Here is a 19262-nt window from a genome sequence, read left to right as displayed (position 1 = left end):
TGTAGGCCGCTCCCATGACGCGACGCCCCGCGCGCGGGCGGCCGGGGCCGGCCCGCGCACCGGCCGCCCGGCGCGGTCACATCGCCTTGAACAGATGGACGTAGGCGCGGCTCACCGGCAGCTCGTTGGCGTGGCCGCGGACGCGGACGAACAGCCGGCTCAGCTCGTCGCGGCGGGTGCCGGCGACGTGGTCCAGGTTCACGATCGTCGAGCGGTGCACCTGCCAGAAGCGCTCGCCGTCGAGCTGCGCGGCCAGCTCATGGATCGGCGTGCGGATCAGGTACTCGGTCGCGGCGGTCTGCACGCAGGTGTACTTGTCGTCGGCGCGGAAGAACAGCACCTCGTCGACCGGCACCTGGTGCATCAGGTCGCCCTGCGTCGCGCGCACCCAGCGCAGCGGGCCCGCGGCCCGCGACGCGCCGGCCCCGTCCGCGCCATTGCCCGTGCCGTGCAGGCGCTGCAGCGCCGCCAGCAGCCGCGCGTCCACGCCGGCGTCGGCCCGGCCGTCCGCTTGCGCCAGCGCGCGCCGCACGCGCTCCACGGTGCGGGTCAGGCGGTCCGCCTCGACCGGCTTGAGCACGTAGTCGATCGCCTCCTGCTCGAAGGCCTGGACCGCGTACTGGTCGTAGGCGGTGACGAAGACGACGCGCGTGGCGCCCTCGATGCCCTCGGCCACCTCCAGCCCGGTCAGGCCCGGCATCTGGATGTCCAGGAAGGCCAGGTCCGGCTGCAACGCCGCGATGCGCTCGGCGGCCTCGGCGCCGTTGCGGGCGACATGCACGATGTCCAGCTCGGGCCAGACCTCGGCCAGTTGCGCGGCCAGCGCGCGGGCCAGGTGGGGTTCGTCGTCGGCGATCAGGGCGGTGATGGCGGTCATGGGGGGGCGGTCGGTCAAGTCGGTGGAATCAGTGATCGAGGGGCACGCGCAGCGTGGCGCGGCAGCCAGGGTCGGCGGGCTCGAGGGTCAGCGAGGCGCGGTCGCCGTACTGCGCCATCAGCCGTTCGCGGATGTTGGACAGCGCGATGCCGTTGCCGCCGCGGCGCGACACGCCCGGCCCGACACCGTCGTCGCGCACCTCGACGACCAGGTGGCCGTCGCGCAGCGTCGCGTCCACGCGCACCGTGCCGCCGTCGATCTTGGGCTCCAGGCCGTGGTGCACCGCGTTCTCCACCAGCGGCTGCAGCAGCATCGGCGGCAGCTGCACGACGCGGGCCTCGGGCGTGGCGTGGACCTCGAAGCGCAGGCGGTCCTCCATCCGGGTCCGCAGCACCGTCAGGTAGGCGTCGGCCAGCGCGAGCTCGTCCTCCAGCGGTCCGGTCTCGCGCCGCAACCCGCCCAGCGAGGCGCGCAGGTAGGCGGTGAAGGCGCCCAGCATCGCCTTGGCCTTGGGCGCGTCGTAGTCGATCAGCGAGTGGACGTTGGCCAGCGTGTTGAACAGGAAATGCGGCTCGATCTGGCCCTGCAGCAGGCGCAGCTGGGCCTCGGTGGCGCGGCGCTCGGTCTGGAGCTGGCGGTTCTTCGCGCCGAACCATTGGTGCAGCACGAAGGTGATCGCCAGCGACAGCGCCGCGGTCACGCCGATGACCTTGCCGCCCTGCGACCAGTCCACCCGGACCCATTGCCAGGTGCCGGCCAGCCACATGCCGGGCACCCAGCCGATCACGACGCCCAGCATCGGCACGGCGCTGAAGAACACGGTCCGGCGCCAGGCCGGCCAGGCCCGCACGCGGGCGCGCCCGCCCACCAGCGGCATCAGGAAGGTGAACAGCGTCTGGATGACCAGGCCGATGGTCACGCAGACGATGACGTTCTTGCCGTACCACCAGGCCCAGGCGGCGGGATCGGTCCAGCGGGCGACGCGGGCGTTGGCCACGAAACCGAGCACGGTGAAGCCGACCGCCAGCACGCAGGAGAACAGCACCGTCCACAGCCATTGCAGCCAGGCCGGGCCGCTGGCCTGCAGGTCGTTGCCGAGCCAGGCATGCCAGGAGGCCCGCAGGCGGCGGCCATCGCGCCAGAGGGGACGGGGAGAGGCGGGAGTCATGCGGCGCAGTGTAGGGAGGCGGCGCGGCCGTCCCGCCGGGGGAAACGACGGATCGACAGCGCGGCGGACGGATCGACGGCGCCCGGCGCGGCCGGCCCGGTCGCCACGACGTCGCGGCTGCCGGGGCCACGGAAATGCCGGTGGCGGCGCAAGCCCTGACCTTTGGCAGTGGCTTGGGCGTGTGGTGTCCAATAGCCCGCTGATCGACCGCCGATCGACCTTGGATCGACCGCCGCTCACCGACGATCGCCCCTTTTGACCGCATTGCACGGAGACCCCCATGAGCTACGTCCTGCTGATCAACGAACCTGTCGGCCAGCGCGAGGCCCGCACCCCCGAGGAAGGCCGCGACGCCTATGACCGCATGACCGCCTACGCCGACCAGCTGCGGGCCCAGGGGCTGTTGCACGCGGCGCAGTCGCTGCAGTCGGTCAACGGCTCGACCCGGGTGAACAAGCGCGACGGCCGGATCACGGCGCTCGACGGCCCCTTCGCCGAGGCCAAGGAGATGGTCGGCGGCTTCTTCTGGCTGAACGTGAAGACCCGCGAGGAGGCGATCGCCATCGCCCGCGAATGCCCGGCGGCGGAATGGTGCACGGTGGAAGTCCGCTCGATGGTGCCGTGCTTCGAGGAGTCGAAGGCTTCCTGAGGGCGGTGCCGCCTTCCCCGCGCGACATCCGGGCCGGTCGGCCCGGATTTTTTTTGAGTCGCGCGTCGCGTCCTGTCGAAACCGGCGGCGCTGGCGCGTCGTGCCTGTGTGGACGCCCCAGCGACGGGGCGCCGCGATCAGGAGGGCACGATGCGACCACCGGCACCCCAGCACGCGCTCCGCGACTTCACCCCCATTGAGGAGTTCCGACATGCGACACCAACAGATCTTCGTGAACCTGCCCGTCAAGGACGTCGAGCGCAGCAAGCGCTTCTACGCGGCGATGGGCTACGCCTTCAACCCGCAGTTCTCCAACGAGCAGGCGCTGTCGATGATCATCTCGGACGACATCTACGCGATGCTGCTGGTCGAGGAGTTCTTCCAGACCTTCACGCCGCGCAAGATCTCGGACGCGCACACGGCCACCGAGGTGCTGACCTGCCTGTCCTGCGAGAGCCGCGCGCAGGTGGACGAACTGATCGCCAAGGCCCGGGCGGCCGGCGGCACGGTGCCGCGCGAGCCGCAGGACATGGGGTTCATGTACTCCCAGGCCTACGCGGACCCGGACGGGCACATCTGGGAGCTGATGTACATGGACATCACGCAGTTCCCGGGCGCCTGATCGTCGACGGCCCCGGCCGCCGGGCCTGTCGCCCGCGGCCCCCCGCGTCCGCCGGCGAGGGGGCGCGGCCATGCGGAACGGGGTCCCGGGGCGCGAGGCCGTACGATCGCGCGCATGAACCAGGACACCCACCGCGCGATCACGACCGTCTGGCGCCAGGAGTCGGCCAAGATCATCGGCGCCTTGTCGCGGCTGACGCGCGACGTCCCGCTGGCGGAGGAGCTGGCGCAGGACGCGCTGGTGGCCGCGCTGGAGACCTGGCCGACGCAGGGCCTGCCCGACAAGCCGGCGGCCTGGCTGATGACCACGGCCAAGCACCGCGCGCTGGACCGGCTGCGGCACGTGAAGCTCAGCGGCGACAAGCTGGAGCAGCTCGGGCATGAGCTCGACGCGCGCGAGGCCATGATCGTGCCGAACTTCGTCGACAGCCTGGATGACGACCGCGCGGCGCGCGAGATCGGCGACGACGTGCTGCGGCTGATGTTCTGCGCCTGCCATCCGGTGCTGAGCCTGGAGGCGCGGGTGGCGCTGACGCTGAAGATGGTGGCCGGGCTGACGACGGCCGAGATCGCGCGGGCCTACCTGCAATCGGAACCGACGGTGGCGCAGCGGCTGGTCCGCGCCAAGCGCACGCTGGGCGACGCGAAGGTGCCGTTCGAGCTGCCGCGCGGCGAGGCGCTGACCGAGCGCTTGTCGGCGGTGCTGGAGGTGCTCTACCTGATCTTCAACGAGGGCTACTCGGCCACCAGCGGCGACCGGCTGATCCGACAGGACCTGTGCGACGAGGCGCTGCGGCTCACCCGCATGCTGGTGCGGCTGGCGCCGCGCGAGACCGAGGTGCAGGGGCTGCTGGCGCTGATGGAGCTGCAGGCGTCGCGCGCGGCGGCGCGGGTGGACGCGCAGGGACAGGCGGTGCTGCTGCTGGAGCAGGACCGGTCGATGTGGGACGCGGCGTCGATCGAGCGGGGGCTCGCGGCGCTGGAGGCGGCGGACCGGCTGGCCGCGCAGGCCGACGACGGCGACGGCCTGGGGCCGTATGCGCTGCAGGCGGCGATCGCGGCCTGCCACGCGCGGGCGGCGCGCGCCGAGGACACCGAGTGGCCGCGCATCGCGGCGCTCTACGAGGCGCTGGCGATCCGGCAGCCGTCGCCGGTGGTGGAGTTGAACCGCGCGGTGGCGCTGTCGATGGCCTTCGGCCCGGCGGTGGGGCTGGAGATCGTCGACCGGCTGATGGAGGAACCGGCGCTCAAGCAGTACCACTGGCTGCCGAGCGTGCGCGCGGACCTGCTGGCCAAGCTCGGCCGGAACGCGGAAGCGAAGGCGGAGTTCGAACGCGCCGCCGCGATGACCGGCAACGAGCGCGAGAAGGAACTGCTGCTCAAGCGGGCGAGGGAGCAGGGGCACTGAGGCCCCTGCGGGTCAGAACAGCTCGACACCCGCCCTTTCCGCCGCCGCGCGCAGTCCCTTGTCCGCGGTGGCGAGGGCCGCCTTCTTCTCCATGGCCAGTGCGAGATACAGGGCGTCATAACCTTGCACGTTGTGTTCCATCGCGAAATCCACATGCTCCGGTAGAGGCATCACGTCCTCGTCCATCGCCACCGGGTACATGTCGATCAACTCGGCATACATCTGGAGTTCCTCCTCCGGCCATCCTTGCGCCCGTCCTCGCTTCAGCAGGGTGTAGGCGCATTCGGCGGTGAAGACGTACGGTGCGATGAGCCGCGTCTCCGCAGTCGCGGAGGACTCGGCCAATCGGCCCGCATAGCGGTGGAGCGCTTCGTTGTCCTTTCGCAGCACCAACCAGCCCAACGCGACATTCGAATCAACGACAACCGTCTTCATCGCGGAACTCCCGGATCCAGGCCACGACATCTCCGCCTCCTGGCGGCTCCTCCAGGAGCTGGCGATGCTTCGAATAGATCGCCAGCATCCGCTCGGGCACGTCGTGCCGCATGTGCCCCCTGCTCGCCTCGTCCGGTCGAGGCCTGAAACGCCCCTCGTCTCGAAGACGGATCAAGCGGTTGATCGCCTCGAGCTGCCGTCGAGCGGTCACCGAGTAGGGGCCAGGAATCACGTCGAACGCATTCAGCGTTTGATTGCCCGCGGCGAGCGCGGGCGGTAGTCGCGTGTCATGAGCGCTGATCGCGACGTCTACAAGCACAGTCATGAAGCCTCCTTACAGGCAGGTGCAAAGGAAGCAATCATTCTTGGCACGGGTCGGACAGGTCAGCGTTCACCCACCCCCTCGTTTTCGGCGGAATCGCCACGCAAGTTCTTGTGTATTTCTCGACTCGCGCGTCAGATCCCCGATGGCCACGGCCTTCCCGGCCGTCGACGCACTCTCAATCCGGCGAATCGCCCTCGCCTTCGCTCTCGTCGGTGAGCCAGGCGCCGGCCGTCGCGGTGCCCTTGCGCTCCCGCTTGAACGCGTACATCGCGGCATCGCTGCGCGCCATCAGCGTCTCCAGCGTGTCGCCGTCCTGGCGTTGCGCGGCGCCGATGCTGATGCTCACCCGCAGGCCGTCAGACATCGCGCTCCAGTCGTGCCGGCGCACCGCCTCGTCCAGCCGCAGGCAAGCCTGCTGCGCGACCTCCTCGGACGCGCCGCGCAGCAGCAGCACGAACTCGTCGCCGGCCAGCCGCGCGGCGACATCGTGCTCGCGGACATGCTGTCGCATCAGCCGCGCGATCTGGTTCAGCACCTGGTCGCCGACCAGGTGCGAGTGCCGGTCGTTGACCTGCTTGAAGTGATCGACATCGATCAGCGCCAGGCTCAGCACGCCGCCCGACGCGATCTGCGCCCGCGTGTGCGCCTCGAAGCTGCGGCGATTCGCCAGGCCCGTCAGCGGGTCCTCCATCGACAGCTTCTCCAGCCGCTGCGCCTCGTCCGCGAGCTGCGCGCGGTCGCGCTCGCTGCGCCGCGCGTCGAGCTGCCATTGCACCGTCGCCTCGCGGCTCGCGAGACTGGCGATCCGCACCCGCGCCTCGCGCTCGCGCAGGGCGCGCATCCGCTGCAGCGCGCGCTGCGGCTGCCCTTGCTGTTCCTCGATCTGGCTGGCGATCAACTCGCCCAGCTGCGCCAGCGGCTCGTGCTGCACCGCATCCGACGCCGTCACCAGTTGCGCCGCCGCCCGCCGCGCCTGCGGCCACAGCCGCCGCGCCCAGGCCAGCTCCGCCTGCACCCAGCACGCCAGCGCCGCCAGCCAGTGCCGGTCCTGCTCCGGCAGGTGCGCCAGCGCCTGCTGCAGCTCCGGCTGCGCCAGCGCCGACGCACCCTTCCAGATCTGCGCCATCGTCTGCATCAGCGTCCACCAGCACTGCGTTTCCGCATCGCCTTCCGCCAGCAGGTGCCGCGCGTTGATCAGGTGGCCCTCCAGCGGACCCAGCGACGGCAACTGGCCGCGCTGCTCGCGCTCGCCGGCGAAGGCCAGCAGCGTCGCCATCGCCAGCCACAGGCAGGCGGTCAGCGGGCTCAGCCGCGGCTTGCAGGCATTGGCCGCATCAGCCGCCTGGCGCAGCACCTCGGCCGCCTTGTCGAAATTGCGCGCCCAGACATGGCAGGCGCCCAGGTCCTGCAGCGCCACCACCAGCGCCGCGCCGTCGCCGCGCTGCTGCGCCAGCCGCAGGCCGAGCAAGGCGGCCTCGATCGCTTCCTCGTGATGCCCGGCCAGCGAGGCGCTGTGCGCCAGCACCGACAGCGCGCCGGCCTCGCCATCGGCGTCGCCCTGCTGGCGGAACAAGCGCGCCGCCTGCTCGCTGCGGCCGCGCGCGTCGCCCGGGTGATGCAGCACGCGGTCGCAGCGCGCCAGGTGCAGCAGCGCGCGCGCCTGCTGCGGCTCGTCGCCCTGCTCGAGCGCCATCAGCAGCCATTCCTCGCCGGGCGGCTGCGCGGCGACGGCGTCGCCCGACTGCAGCGCGGCGCGGGCTTGCTGGGAGATGGCGTGGAGGTCCAAGGCGGGATCGGAGCGCAAGGCGGTTCAGGAGGACGAAGCCGAGGAAGCAGAGGATAGCGGCAACAGCCGCGGCGCCAGCAGCTCGGCCAGCCATTGCATGAAGGCCTGCACCCGGCGCGGCAGCTGCCGGCGGTGCGCATAGAGCAGATGCACCGGCATCGGCGCGGCGCGGTAGCCCGGCAGCACCTCGACGAGCCGGCCGTCCAGCACCTCCGCCTCGTAGCCGTGGCGCGGCACCTGGATGATCCCCAGCCCCGCCAGGCAGGCGGCGGTGTACGCGCCCGAATCGCTGACCGTCAGCGCGCCGGCCATCGGCACGAAACGCGTCACGCCCGCCTCGTCGCGCCATTCGAAGCCGGGGCAGCGCTGGCCCAGCGTCGTCACGTACTGCACCAGCCGGTGCCGCGCGAGGTCCTCGAGCGTCTCCGGCAGGCCGAAGGCCTCGACATACGCCAGGCTCGCGAGGTTGGCCATCGCCATCGCGCCCAGCGGCCGCGCCACCAGGCTCGAGTCCCCCAGCGGCCCGACGCGCAGCACGCAGTCGAAGCCCTCGCGCACCAGGTCGACGCGGCGGTCGGTGCTGCTCAGTTCCACCTCCAGCCCGGGATGCGCGGCCAGGAACTCGGGCAGGCGCGGCACGACGAGGTCGTGCGCCACCCGCAGCGGCATGTCGACCCGCAGCCGGCCGCGCAAACCGGCGGCCGCCGGCTGGAACATCGTCTGCATGTCGTCCAGGTCGGCGAGCAGGTCCTTGCAGCGCTCGTAGCAGGCCTGGCCGTCCTGCGTCAGCTGCACCCGGCGCGTCGTGCGATGAAACAGCCGCGTGCCCAGGCTGGCCTCCAGCCGCTGCACCGCGGTGGAGGCGCTCGCCTTGGGCAGCCCCAGGCTCTGCGCCGCCTGCGTGAAGCTGGCCAGCTCGGCGACGCGGACGAAGACCTGCAAGGTCTCCATCGACGGCGGAGCCGAGGTCGAGGAAGGCAGCGAGGCCGGAGAGGCTGGAGAGGCCGGCGTGACTGGCGAGGGCGGCAAGGCCGCTGAGGTCGTGGCGGGGTCGCTCATTTGTTCGTCCTGGATGAACGGTCAAATCGATTCAAGGCGATTTATACGTCAAGCGTCGATCAATAAAGTGCCTGCATCCGATCCCCACCCCTCACAGGAGCTCACCATGACGACCACGACCTCTTCCCCCACGACCCGCAAGATCGCGCTGATCACCGGCGGCAGCCGGGGCCTGGGCCGCAACGCGGCGGTTCACCTGGCCCGCCGCGGCATCGACAGCATCGTCACCTACCGCAGCCGCCAGGACGAGGCGCAGTCGGTGATCGACGAGATCCAGCGCCTGGGCGGCCGCGCGGCGGCCCTGCAGCTGGATGTCGGCGACAGCGGCGCCTTCCCGGCCTTCGCGCAGGCGCTCCGGCAGGTGCTGAAGACGCAATGGCAGCGCGAGCGCTTCGATCACCTCGTCAACAACGCCGGCATGGGCGTGCATGCGCCGCTGGCCGACACGACCGAAGCGCAGTTCGACGAGTTGATGCGCGTGCACCTGAAAGGCCCGTTCTTCCTGACGCAGACGCTGCTGCCGCTGCTCAACGACGGCGGCAGCGTGCTGAACGTCTCCAGCGGCCTGGCGCGTTTCTCGCTGCCCGGCTACGGCGCCTACGCGACGATGAAGGGCGGCATCGAGGTGCTGAGCCGCTACATGGCCAAGGAGTTCGGCGCCCGCGGCATCCGCGTGAACACGCTGGCGCCGGGGGCGATCGAGACGGACTTCGGCGGCGGCGCGGTGCGCGACAACGAGGCGGTCAACCAGATGGTGGCGTCGGCGACGGCGCTGGGCCGCGCCGGCCTGCCCGACGACATCGGGCCGGTGGTCGCCGCGCTGCTGTCCGACGACAGCCACTGGATCACCGCGCAGCGCGTGGAGGCGTCGGGCGGGATGTTCGTCTGAGGCGTCGGGCGACCGCGGCGGCGGCCACCGCCGCGACGGGGACGACGCCGCCTCGCCCGCGGTCACCCGGCGCGCGCATAGGCCGTCCGCGGCTCGCGCGCGCGCTGCACCACCTCGCCGAGGCAGTCGGGATAGCGCCGCTGCAGGTGCTTCAGCCCGGCCTGCCGGCTGGCCTTGTAGTCCAGGCTCTCCTGCAGGAACTGGAGCCGGGCGCGGTTCTCGTCGATGACCTGCGCCCAGGTCACGACGCGCACCGCGTGGTTGAACGCCAAGGGCAGCGCGAGCTGGTTCCGGCGCTCGGTCGCATCGAGCACGCCCTCCTCGATGTCCCGGCCGACCAGCCAGAACGACCACCTCGCGTCCACGGCACGGAAGCGTTCGTCACGGGCCACGCGCGAGGCGTAGTCGCAGATCTGGCTGATCTCCTTCTGCCCGATCTGGACGCGAGGCGCCTTCAGTTCCACGACGAGGTGCTCCAGGGTCGACGGCTGATGGCGGCGCGTCGCGCGGGAGAACATGAGGTCGATGAACGCGCGCTTCTGCGCCGTCCCGTCGGGGGGCTCATCGATGAGGACGTCGTCTCCCAGCCGTTCGCGGTGCTTGCGCAGCACTTCGGTGAGGGACCGGTTGTCCACCGACAGCGCGAATCGCTCCCCGAAGAGCCATGGATTGCGGGCGACGATCCGGTGCAGTTCGCCGCGCTCCCTGACATGCGGCTGCAGGTCCTTCTCGAACACGATCGACTCCAGGCCATCGAGCAGCAGCAGGCGCTCCGTCACCACGTGGGCCTCGCGGATGACCGAGGACAACGAGACGTCCTTCAGCAACTCGGCCATCACCTGGCGGTCCTCGGCCGGCAGGTCCAGCACCTCGGTCAGCAGCGTCTGCAGTTCCTCGGGACCGCACTCCACGGCCTGCCTCAGCAGCCGGAACTGGAAGGCGACCGCCTCGGGCGCCAGGGAGCGGAACACCGGATGGAAGCGCGACAGGTGCCAGGCCACCTGATCGAACAGCTGGCGCTCCAGCACCTCGATCGAGGTCTCCGGATCGCGGGAGAACGGATAGAGGCCCTGCGCCTGCCACGCCTCGACCGGCGGTCGATCGGGCTCGCGTCGGGGAGCGTTCGTCATGACTGCACCTCGCTGGAGGAGAAGCCCCGGAGCGGGGCGAGGCAGTCACTCTAGGCAGCACGCCGGTGCGACGCACCTGCGCGTTCGCGATGGACATCGCCGCGATTCCAACTGCTTGGAGCCGCTGGATGCCCGATCGAAGTCGTCGCGTTTGTCAGGCGGCCACCCAGGGCCCCGGCGTCAGTGCCCGCCGCCCAGGTACGCCGCCTTCACCGCCGGATCGGTGCGCAGCTTCTCCGCCGGACCGTGCAGCGAGATGCGGCCGTTCTCCAGCACGTAGCCGTAGTCCGCCACCGCCAGCGCCGCCGCGGCGAACTGTTCCACCAGCAGCATCGTCACGCCCTGCCCCTTGAGCCGCTCGATGATGCGGAACACCTCGTCCACCAGGATCGGCGCCAGCCCCATCGACGGCTCGTCCAGCAGCACCACCTCCGGATTCAGCATCGTCGCCCGCGCCATCGCCAGCATCTGCTGCTCGCCGCCGGACAGGGTGCCGGCCAGCTGCTGGCGCCGCTCCTTCAGGCGCGGGAACAGCTCCATCGCCTTCTCCAGGTCCGCGTCGACGTCGCCCTTGGGCCGCGCGCCGGTGTAGCGCGGGAACGCCCCCAGCCGCAGGTTGTCGGTGACGCTCATCGTCGCGAACACCCGCCGGCCCTCCGGCGAATGCGCCAGCCCCAGCCGGGCGATGTGGTACGACTCCAGCCCGTCGATGCGCCTGCCGTTGAGCGTGATCTGGCCCGAGCTCGGCGCGATCATCCCGCTGACCGCGCGCATCGTCGTCGTCTTGCCGGCCCCGTTGGAGCCGATCAGCGTCACCACCCGCCCCTTGGGCACCTCCACCGTGATGCCGTGCAGCACCTCGACCTTGCCGTAGCCGGCATGCAGTTGATCGATCTTCAGCATGTCAGTTCCGCTCCGCGCTCAGGCCGCCTGGCCGCCGAGGTAGGCCTCGATCACCTTGGGGTCGGCCTGCACCTGGGCCGGCCGGCCCTCGGCGATCTTCTGGCCGAAGTCCAGCACCGACACCGTGTCGCAGATGCCCATCACCACGTCCATGTGGTGCTCGATCAGGATCACCGTGATGCCGTGGTCGCGGATCTTGCCGATGATGCGCATCAGCTCCTTGATGTCGGGCGCGGTCAGCCCCGCCGCCGGCTCGTCCAGCAGCAGCAGCTTCGGGTCCAGCGCCAGCGCCCGCGCGATCTCCAGCAGCCGCTGCTTGCCGTAGGGCAGGTTGCGCGCTTCCTCGAAGGCCAGGTCGGCCAGGCCGACGAACTCCAGCAGGCTCAGGGCCCGCGCGCGGGCCAGCGCGTCCTCGGCGTTGTAGCGCGGCGAGTGCAGCGCCACCTGCAGCAGGTTGGCGCCGAAGCTGTGGTGCAGCGCCACCATCACGTTGTGCAGCGCGCTCATCTCGCCGAACAGCTGCACGTTCTGGAAGGTCCGCGCGATGCCCGACAGCGCGATGTCCGCCGAGGTCCGCCCCACCAGCGAGCGATCGCCGAACTTGAGCTCGCCCGCGGTCGGCACGTAGATGCCGGTGAGCACGTTCATCATCGTGCTCTTGCCCGAGCCGTTCGGCCCGATCAGGCCGTGGATCGTGCCGCGCCGCACCTGCAGGTCGACGTTGTTGAGCGCCTTCAGGCCGCCGAACTGCATCAGCACGCCGCGCGCGTCGATGACGACCTCGCCCGCGCCGCCGGCCGCGCCCGCCTGCGAGATCGCGTCGGCCGGCTTCTCGCCGACCGGGCCGCCCTCGCCCACCGGCCGGGCCTTGATCTGCAGCGCGTTGCGCACGAAACCGACGATGCCGTCCTGCAGGTAGTACACGACGAACAGCGTGATCAGGCCGAAGATCGACAGCCGCCAGTCGGTCATCGTCTCCAGCACGAAGGACAGCCCCGCCAGCGCGATGCTGCCGACGACCGGGATCGCCGCCTGCGTCGCGCCCACCTTGCCGCGGCGCAGCGCCACCACCGTCACCGCCACCACCAGGATCGCGAAGATCACCGACACGTAGCGGAACAGCTCCAGGTCGTCGAGCAGCTTGGGCAGCACCACGATGATCGCGGCGCCCAGCAGCGCGCCGGTGCGGGTCTTGCGGCCGCCCATGATGATGGCCAGCAGGAACAGCACCGTCAGCTCGAAGTTGTAGGTGTTGGGCGAGATGTACTGCTCGGAATAGGCGTACAGCGCGCCGGCCAGCCCGGCCAGGCCGGCGCTGATCACGAAGGCGTAGACCTTGTAGCGGTAGACCGAGACGCCCATGCAGTCCGACGCCACCGGGCTGCCGCGCAGCGCCTCGAATGCGCGGCCGAGGTGCGAGCGCAGCACGCGGTGCACGAACACCAGCGACGCGATCAGCAGCACCGCCACCAGCCAGTAGAACTCCGTCTCGTCGAGCTGGTGGCCGAGCAGCTTGGGCTTGGTGAGGGTGATGCCCATCGGCCCGTTGGTCAGGAAATCCATCTCGTTGATCAGGATCTGGATGATGGTGCCGAACGCCAGCGTCACCATCGCCAGGTAGGGCCCCGTGACGCGCAGCGCCGGCAGCGCCAGCAGCGCGCCGAACGCGGCGGTGATGCCCACCGCCAGCGGCAGCGTCAGCAGCACCCACAGGCCGAACTTGGTGATCAGCACGCCGGCCGTGTAGGCGCCGATGCCGAACAGCCCAGCATGGCCCAGCGACACCTGCCCGGTGTAGCCGACCACGATGTCCAGGCCGAACAGCACGATCGCGTAGATCATGATCGTCTCGACCAGGTGGATGTAGTACGGGTTGCCGGACACCAGCGGGAACGCGAACAGCGCGACGATCGCGACCGCGCCGGCGACGAGCTTCTTCGGATCGAGCCGGGCGCGGGGCGCGGCGGTGCCGCCCGGCGTGGAGGCGGAGGACGAGGTGGACGAAGAGGAGGACGTGGGGCTCATGACGTCACACCTTCTTGATCGCGGTCTTGCCGAACAGGCCGGCCGGCTTGAGCGCCAGCACGATCAGCAGCAGCACCAGGCCCGGCACGTCCTTGTAGCCGGTGGACAGGTAGAAGCCGGTGGTGGTCTCGGCGATGCCCAGGATGATCCCGCCGACGATGATCCCGAGGCCCGAGGTCAGGCCGCCGATGATCGCCACGGCGAAGGCCTTCAGGCCCAGGACGGCGCCCATCGTGGCGCCGGTCAGCGTCAGCGGCGCGATCAGCACGCCAGCGAAGGCCGCCGTCAGCGACGACAGCGCGTAGGAGAAGGTGATCACCAGCCCGGTGTTGATGCCCATGAGCTTGGCGGCGTCGCGGTCGTTGAAGGTCGCCACGACGGCGCGGCCGTAGATCGAGCGCCGGTTGAACAGCTCCACGGCCAGCATCATCGCCAGCGCGCCGCCGACGACCAGGATCTCCATCGGCAGCACGTTGGCGCCGAGGAACTTGATCGGCGCCTCGGGCAGCGGCGAGGGGAACTTCAGGTCGTCGCGGCCCCAGACGTTCTCGGCCACGTTCTTGAAGATGATGCCCAGCGCGATGGTGGACATGATCCAGCCGAACTCCGACTTGATCTTGATGGCGGGGCGCACGCCGATGCGCTCGACGAAGGCGCCCTGCAGCGCGCCGAACAGGCACACGATCGGGATCATCAGCCAGTAGTTGACGCCGTGGCCGACGAGCGTCAGCCCGACGAGCGCGCCCAGCATCAGCGCGTCGCCCTGGCCGAAGTTCAGGGTGTCGGAGGTCGAGAAGGTCAGCTGGTAGCCGAAGGCGATGACCGCGTAGATCATGCCGAGCGCGATGCCGCTGAACACCAGTTGGGTCAGGATCTGCATACGGAGTCCGGGACTGCTGGGGGGACGATGGCGCCGCCGCGGGGGCGGCGCACGGAAAAACGGCCGCGCGAGGCGGCCGTTCCTGGGGTCACTTCTTCTGGGGCATCGCGCCCTTGGCGTTGACGTCCTTGACCTTGACCTCGGAGGCGGCCTTGAAGTCGGCCTCGTAGGCGTAGACGACGCGCTGGCCCTTCACCTCGCCGAACACCGGGATGTTGGCGGTGATGGCCTCGTGGTCGGCCTTGGTGAACGGCTTGTTGTAGGTCGTCACCACGCCTTCGACGGGGGTCTTCAGGTCCTCGAGCGCGGCCTTGACCTTGGGGCCGTCGGTGCTGCCGGCCTGCTTGATGGCGGCGGCCAGCAGGTAGATCGAGTCGTAGCCCTGGGCGGCGGAGACCGGCGAGTCGATGCGGCTGTTCTTCGGGTTGAACGTCTTGAGGTAGTTGACGATGAAGGACTGCCGCTTGGGCGTGGTCGGTTCCTGGATGAAGGTCTGCGGCATGCGCGCGCCTTCGCCGCCGGGGCCGGCGTTGTCGATGTAGTTGGCCATGGACAGCGTCCAGCTGCCGACCATCGGGACCTTCCAGCCGAGCTTGGTCATGCCGTTGGCGATCTGGGCGAGCTCGGGGCCGATGCCGTAGGTGAGCACGGCCTCGGCGCCGGCCTCCTTGGCCTTGAGCAGCTGGGCCGTCATGTCGACGTCCTTGATGTTGAACTTCTCGACCGCGACGGGCTTGATGCCCTTGAGCTCGAGGGCCTTCTCCAGGTCGGCGCGGCCGAGCTGGCCGTAGTTGGTGGAGTCGGCGAGGATGGCGACCTTCTTGAAGCCGCGGCGGGCGATGGCTTCCTCGACGATCATCGGCGCCTGGATCGAGTCGTGGGCGGCGTTGCGGAAGACGTAGTTGTCGGGCTGGTCCTTGAACTGCTGGGTGATCACGGAGCCGGTGGCCACGTTGTTCATGACCGGGATCTTGGCGTCCTGGTAGAAGCGCTGGGCGGCGAGGGCGACGCCGGTGTTGATGAAGCCGACGGTGGCGGCGACCTTCTCGCGGTTGATGAGTTCCTGGGCGATCTGGACGCCGCGTTCGTTCTTGGCTTCGTCGTCGCGTTCGATCAGCTGGATCTGGCGTCCCAAGACCCCGCCGTTCTTGTTGATTTCCTGGGCTGCCAATCGCACACCGTCGCGCATGCTGACGCCCATCGACGACGAGCCGCCGGTGAACGGGCCCGACACGCCGATCTTGATGGGGTCGGCCGCGTGGGCGGCGAAGCTGGCGGCGGCCAGGGCGGTAGCGGTGATCCAACGCGCGCTGAACTTCATGTTTGTCTCCGAATGGGGTCTGGTCTTAGAGGGGGGGCGGAACGCCAACCCGAGAGCGTCAGGGCACAACGAACAACAAACAGCACGACGCCCGGCGTCAGCCTTCGCGAGGGATGGTGCATCAAGCGTGTCGAATTGCACGCATGCGACTACGTACTCGCAAACCCCGAGCGGCGTGTTCAGCCTCGTGTCAGGTCGATGGACGTGTCGTCACCGGTCCCCAAGGCGGTGCGGATCGATGTCGCGTAGGTGCGGAGAAACACGTGCTCGATGGTCCGCGTGCTGCCGAGTTCATAGAAGGCGACCATGCCCCGCAGGTAATCGGCCTTGTCGACGTCGACATAGGACAGCGGGAGCAATCCCGACTGCAGCAGCGGCAGGTTGGCGGCGATCCGGGCGGTGCGCTTGTTGCCGTTGGCGAAGGACTGGATGTAGGCCACCCGCGTGAGCAGGTAGAAGGCCGCCTGCACCGGATGCAGCGTCCGGGCGACGGCGAGGACCCGTTCCAGCAGCGAGGTCGCATGGCCGGTGCCGGGGCGGAACGGCGGCAGGTAGGCCGACTGGTGCAGGCGGATGTCCTGGAACTCCCGCGGCTTGCCGCGTTGCTCGACGGGCAGGAAGTGGTCGGAGTCGCAGATTTCCGCGAGGCCGTGGTCGTCGGTGAGCAGCGCATGCATCCGGCAGACGTTGCCGGGCGTGAGATCGGGGTGCGCCCAGAGGTGCTCCGCCGCCCGCCGGTGGTTGAGCGCGAGCACCGCCTCGTCCATCGGCTTGGACGGATTGCGCTCCCCGCAGGCGAGCAGCGTCGCGGTGTCGACCGCCGAGTAGCTGCTGCCTTCCAGCAGCGATGACGCCCAGGTGAAGTCGACGAGGAACTCGGCGAGGAAATGCTGGTCGAGCGGCCGGGCGCGCGCCTGGATGAAGGCGCATCGCGCCGCGCGCATCGGCTCGAGGCCGGGCTCGGGATCGAGGAGCTCATCGCGGAACGGCGCCGCGGGGCGCGCGTGGGCGGGCTGGGAGAAGTGACGTTCCTCCTCGGGGAATCGAGGAATCGCCCGCGTCGATCGGGCAAGGGCGGCGTGGGGGTGCATGGGGCCTCTCAACGGTCGTGAGAGGCTGGATTCTTGGAATCCGCGATCGAGGGGAAATGACCTAAAGCTGCTTCAACCGGCGAGGGTCCGTTGACGCGCCTGGAGCGTCCACGCCGCGACCGCCGCCACCGCCAGAACAGCCAGCGCATACCCCGCCAGCGCCCCCCAGCCGCTGTGGTCCCAGAACCAGCCGCCCATCGCGCCGAGCGTGCTCGAGCCGATGTAGTACGCCAGCAGGTACAGCGACGCCGCGTGGCCCTTGCTCCGCCCGCCGAGCGCGCCCACCCAGGCGCTGCTCACCGAGTGCGCCACGAAGAAGCCGATCGTCAGCAGCACGATCCCCACGATCACCGCCGGCAGCCAACTCAGCAGCGTCAGCCCCACGCCCACCGTCGCCAGCGCGATGCCCGACAGCAGCGCCGGCGCCCGCCCGAAACGGTCCGACAAGCCACCCGCCGTCGCCGACGCGGCGATCCCGAACAGGTAGGCGCAGAAGATCAACCCGATCGCGCTCTGGCTCAGCGAGAACGGCGGCTTCATCAGCCGGAAGCCGGCGTAGTTGTAGACCGCCACGAACATGCCCATCATCAGGAAGCCCATCGCGAACAGCAGCGGCAGCATCGGGTGCGTCAGGTGGCCCCGCCACACCGCCGCGTGCTCCGACAGCTTCACGCCGGTACGACGCACGAAGTGCTTCGACGGCGGCAGCAACCACCAGAACCCGACCGCCGCCAGCAGCCCCAGCACGCTGACGACGAACAGCGCGGGCCGCCAGCCGAAGGCGTCGCTCAGCACGCTCACGCCGACCCGCCCCATCATCCCGCCAAAGGCCGTCCCGCCGACGTACTGCCCCATCGCGCGGCCCAGGCCCTTCGGATGGATCTCCTCGGCCAGGTAGGCCATCGCCACCGCCGGCACGCCGCCCAACACCAGCCCCTCGATCGCGCGCGCCACCAGCATCGCGTGCCAGCTCGGCACCACCGACGCGATCAGGTTCAGCACCGCCGCCATCGCCATCGACGCGAACATCAGCCGCTTGCGGTCCATGCTCTCCGACAGCGCGCCCGCGCACAGGATCGCGAACGCCAGCGCGCCCGTGGCCAGCGACAGCGACAGCGCGCTCGCCGCCGCGCCCACCTTGAACTCGGCCGCGAACAGCGGCAGCAGCGGCTGCACGCTGTACAGCAGCGAGAAGGTCGTGAACCCCGCCAGGAAGAGCGCGAACGCGATGCGGCGGTAGGCCGTGGTGCCCGGCTCGGCGTAGTCGGAGGCGCCCGAAGAGGTGGCGGAGGCGCTCAACGTCGGCCGAACATCATCTGCCCCGCCAGCGCGCGCTTGAGCGGCGGCAGCGCCTGCAGCGCCGCCAGGCCCAGGCCCCGCGCGGCCGGCAGGCCCGGCCAGCGCCAGGCGAAGGTGCGGGCCAGGAAGTCCGTCGTCAGGATCGTCGCCCACCGGTCCGGCGCGCGTTGCCATTCGACGCGGCGCAGCGCCTGGTCGACCTGCGGGTCGCGCCGCAGCGCCTCGACCAGCGCGAACCCGTCGCGCAGACCCAGGTTCAGGCCCTGCCCCGCCACCGGATGCAGCGTCTGCGCGGCATTGCCGATGCGGATGCGCCGGCCTTCGACCAGCGTGCGCTCGGCGTTCAGGCCCAGCGGGAAACACTTCAGCGGGCTGATGCCGAGCAGCCGGCCGACGCGATCCGGCAGTTGCTGCTGGATCACCGCCAGCCGCTGCGCATCGGTCAGGCCGTCGACCTCGTCCTCGTCCTGCGGCTGGCACCAGACCAGCGCGGCGCGGCGCTGCCCGTCGCGGTCCGGCAAGGGCAGCAAGGCCAGCGGCCCGCGGCGCGTGAAGCGCTCGTAGGCCACGCCCACCGGGCTGTCCGGCGACAGCGTCACCGTGCCCACCCAGGCGTTCTGCCGGTAATCGTGCGTCAGCGCCTTGCGCGCCTGGTCGGAGAACACACCGCCTTCGGCGACGACCGCCAGGTCGAAGCGCTCGGCGATGCCGGCGTCGATCTCGACCTCGTCGGGGCGGTCCTGCTTGATGCCGTCGACCGCCTGGCCAAAGCGGCTGATCAGCCGCCGGGGCTCCAGCGCGCTCGCCTGCTGCCAGGCCGCCTGCAGCGGCGCCACCAGTTGCCCGTAGGCCAACACCGCGCCCAGTTGCGGCACCCGCTGCTCGGCCGCGCTGAGGTGGACCTCGGGCTCGCCCGACGCGCCGAACCAGGGGCTCGACAAGGTCGGCGGCGCCTGGCTCACGTGGACCTCGCGGATCGGTTGCGCGTGAGCGCCGGGCCACACGCGCAGGCGCTGCAGCAACTGCATGCTGCCCAGCGACAGCGCCAGCGTGCGGGGATCGCCGGAGACGTCGCGCTCGATCGGGCGCGCGTCGAAGAGGCTGATCTGCGCCTGCGGCAGGTAACGCGCCGCCAGCAGCGCCAGCGCCAGGCCCGCCGGGCCCGCGCCGATCACCGCCAGCCGCAGCGGCGGCGCATGGCCGTCGAAGGCGGCATCGAAGGCGTCGGTGGCCGCGTCCGCGGCGTGGGGGAGATGGAGCGGGGACTCTGGCGGCTGGGTCATGGCATCGCCTCGTGAAACTGCGCCGGCCGCGTCAGGCGGCCGGATGCGAAGGACTATAGCGCCAGCATTTTCGCGACCGCGGCGTGCGTGCGACCCTCACCCCCCGCCCTCTC

At 70.5% G+C, this 19262-nt stretch carries 18 protein-coding genes; 4 read left to right on the top strand and 14 right to left on the bottom strand.

The features are described from left to right. Positions 1 to 76: 76 nt before the first annotated feature. Entirely contained in the window at positions 77 to 877 is an 801-nt protein-coding gene (locus N5D62_RS03545) for a LytTR family DNA-binding domain-containing protein (protein ID WP_279756154.1), read from the bottom strand. A 28-nt stretch (positions 878 to 905) separates the two neighbouring features. Then, positions 906 to 2045, bottom strand: a complete 1140-nt coding sequence (locus N5D62_RS03540) for a histidine kinase (RefSeq protein ID WP_279756152.1) — start codon at positions 2043 to 2045, stop codon at positions 906 to 908. Positions 2046 to 2325: 280 nt separating this feature from the next. Here N5D62_RS03540 and N5D62_RS03535 point away from each other — a divergent pair, with 280 nt between their 5' ends. From N5D62_RS03535 to N5D62_RS03525, 3 genes are all read left to right on the top strand, one after another. After that, the gene (locus tag N5D62_RS03535) at positions 2326 to 2694 is read left to right on the top strand and encodes a YciI family protein (protein ID WP_279756150.1); all 369 of its coding nucleotides are present in this window, start codon (positions 2326 to 2328) and stop codon (positions 2692 to 2694) included. A gap of 211 nt (positions 2695 to 2905) precedes the next feature. Then, positions 2906 to 3316: a VOC family protein gene (locus N5D62_RS03530; RefSeq protein ID WP_279756149.1), complete on the top strand. Its 411-nt coding sequence runs from the start codon at positions 2906 to 2908 to the stop codon at positions 3314 to 3316. Between the two features lie 114 nt (positions 3317 to 3430). Next, positions 3431 to 4723, top strand: a complete 1293-nt coding sequence (locus N5D62_RS03525; RefSeq protein WP_279756148.1) for an RNA polymerase sigma factor — start codon at positions 3431 to 3433, stop codon at positions 4721 to 4723. A 12-nt stretch (positions 4724 to 4735) separates the two neighbouring features. On the opposite strand, the gene N5D62_RS03520 is transcribed toward N5D62_RS03525, so the two are convergent. From N5D62_RS03520 to N5D62_RS03505, 4 genes are all read right to left on the bottom strand, one after another. Further along, positions 4736 to 5158: a type II toxin-antitoxin system VapC family toxin gene (locus N5D62_RS03520; RefSeq protein WP_279756147.1), complete on the bottom strand. Its 423-nt coding sequence runs from the start codon at positions 5156 to 5158 to the stop codon at positions 4736 to 4738. Further along, complete coding sequence (locus N5D62_RS03515; RefSeq protein ID WP_279756146.1) at positions 5139 to 5483, bottom strand: hypothetical protein; 345 nt, start codon at positions 5481 to 5483, stop codon at positions 5139 to 5141. The genes N5D62_RS03520 and N5D62_RS03515 overlap by 20 nt, the downstream gene beginning before the upstream one ends. Before the next feature lie 175 nt (positions 5484 to 5658). Continuing rightward, positions 5659 to 7269 carry a GGDEF domain-containing protein gene (locus N5D62_RS03510; protein ID WP_279756145.1) on the bottom strand — a complete coding sequence of 537 codons (1611 nt, stop codon included), beginning with the start codon at positions 7267 to 7269 and terminating at the stop codon, positions 5659 to 5661. 24 nt (positions 7270 to 7293) lie between these two features. Next, a complete protein-coding gene (locus N5D62_RS03505; protein WP_279756198.1) occupies positions 7294 to 8220 on the bottom strand; it encodes a LysR family transcriptional regulator in 927 nt (308 codons plus the stop codon). 214 nt (positions 8221 to 8434) lie between these two features. Here N5D62_RS03505 and N5D62_RS03500 point away from each other — a divergent pair, with 214 nt between their 5' ends. Continuing rightward, on the top strand, positions 8435 to 9217 hold the full coding sequence (locus N5D62_RS03500; RefSeq protein ID WP_279756144.1) for an SDR family oxidoreductase: 783 nt from the start codon (positions 8435 to 8437) through the stop codon (positions 9215 to 9217). Positions 9218 to 9279: 62 nt separating this feature from the next. On the opposite strand, the gene N5D62_RS03495 is transcribed toward N5D62_RS03500, so the two are convergent. The 8 genes from N5D62_RS03495 to N5D62_RS03460 all read right to left on the bottom strand — a co-directional run bounded on the left by N5D62_RS03495 (position 9280) and on the right by N5D62_RS03460 (position 19149). After that, complete coding sequence (locus N5D62_RS03495; RefSeq protein WP_279756143.1) at positions 9280 to 10347, bottom strand: histidine kinase; 1068 nt, start codon at positions 10345 to 10347, stop codon at positions 9280 to 9282. Between the two features lie 180 nt (positions 10348 to 10527). After that, positions 10528 to 11250: an ABC transporter ATP-binding protein gene (locus N5D62_RS03490; RefSeq protein WP_279756142.1), complete on the bottom strand. Its 723-nt coding sequence runs from the start codon at positions 11248 to 11250 to the stop codon at positions 10528 to 10530. Between the two features lie 18 nt (positions 11251 to 11268). Next, positions 11269 to 13275 (bottom strand): branched-chain amino acid ABC transporter ATP-binding protein/permease, encoded by a 2007-nt coding sequence (locus N5D62_RS03485; RefSeq protein ID WP_279756141.1) that lies wholly within the window; start codon positions 13273 to 13275, stop codon positions 11269 to 11271. Between the two features lie 4 nt (positions 13276 to 13279). Then, positions 13280 to 14155, bottom strand: coding sequence for a branched-chain amino acid ABC transporter permease (locus N5D62_RS03480; protein ID WP_279756140.1), 876 nt, complete (start codon positions 14153 to 14155; stop codon positions 13280 to 13282). A gap of 88 nt (positions 14156 to 14243) precedes the next feature. Further along, the gene (locus N5D62_RS03475; protein ID WP_279756139.1) at positions 14244 to 15476 is read right to left on the bottom strand and encodes an ABC transporter substrate-binding protein; all 1233 of its coding nucleotides are present in this window, start codon (positions 15474 to 15476) and stop codon (positions 14244 to 14246) included. Between the two features lie 179 nt (positions 15477 to 15655). Continuing rightward, entirely contained in the window at positions 15656 to 16567 is a 912-nt protein-coding gene (locus tag N5D62_RS03470; protein ID WP_279756137.1) for a Fic family protein, read from the bottom strand. A 72-nt stretch (positions 16568 to 16639) separates the two neighbouring features. Beyond that, a complete protein-coding gene (locus tag N5D62_RS03465) occupies positions 16640 to 17866 on the bottom strand; it encodes an MFS transporter (RefSeq protein WP_279756136.1) in 1227 nt (408 codons plus the stop codon). After that, on the bottom strand, positions 17863 to 19149 hold the full coding sequence (locus N5D62_RS03460; protein ID WP_279756135.1) for an FAD-dependent monooxygenase: 1287 nt from the start codon (positions 19147 to 19149) through the stop codon (positions 17863 to 17865). Before N5D62_RS03460 ends, N5D62_RS03465 begins: the two co-directional genes overlap by 4 nt. Positions 19150 to 19262: the final 113 nt, after the last annotated feature.

This window comes from Mitsuaria sp. GD03876 (assembly GCF_029840635.1).
Classification (GTDB): domain Bacteria; phylum Pseudomonadota; class Gammaproteobacteria; order Burkholderiales; family Burkholderiaceae_C; genus Roseateles.
The sequence above is the reverse complement of the archived record's forward strand: the minus strand, read 5'-3'. Positions and strand labels throughout refer to the sequence as shown.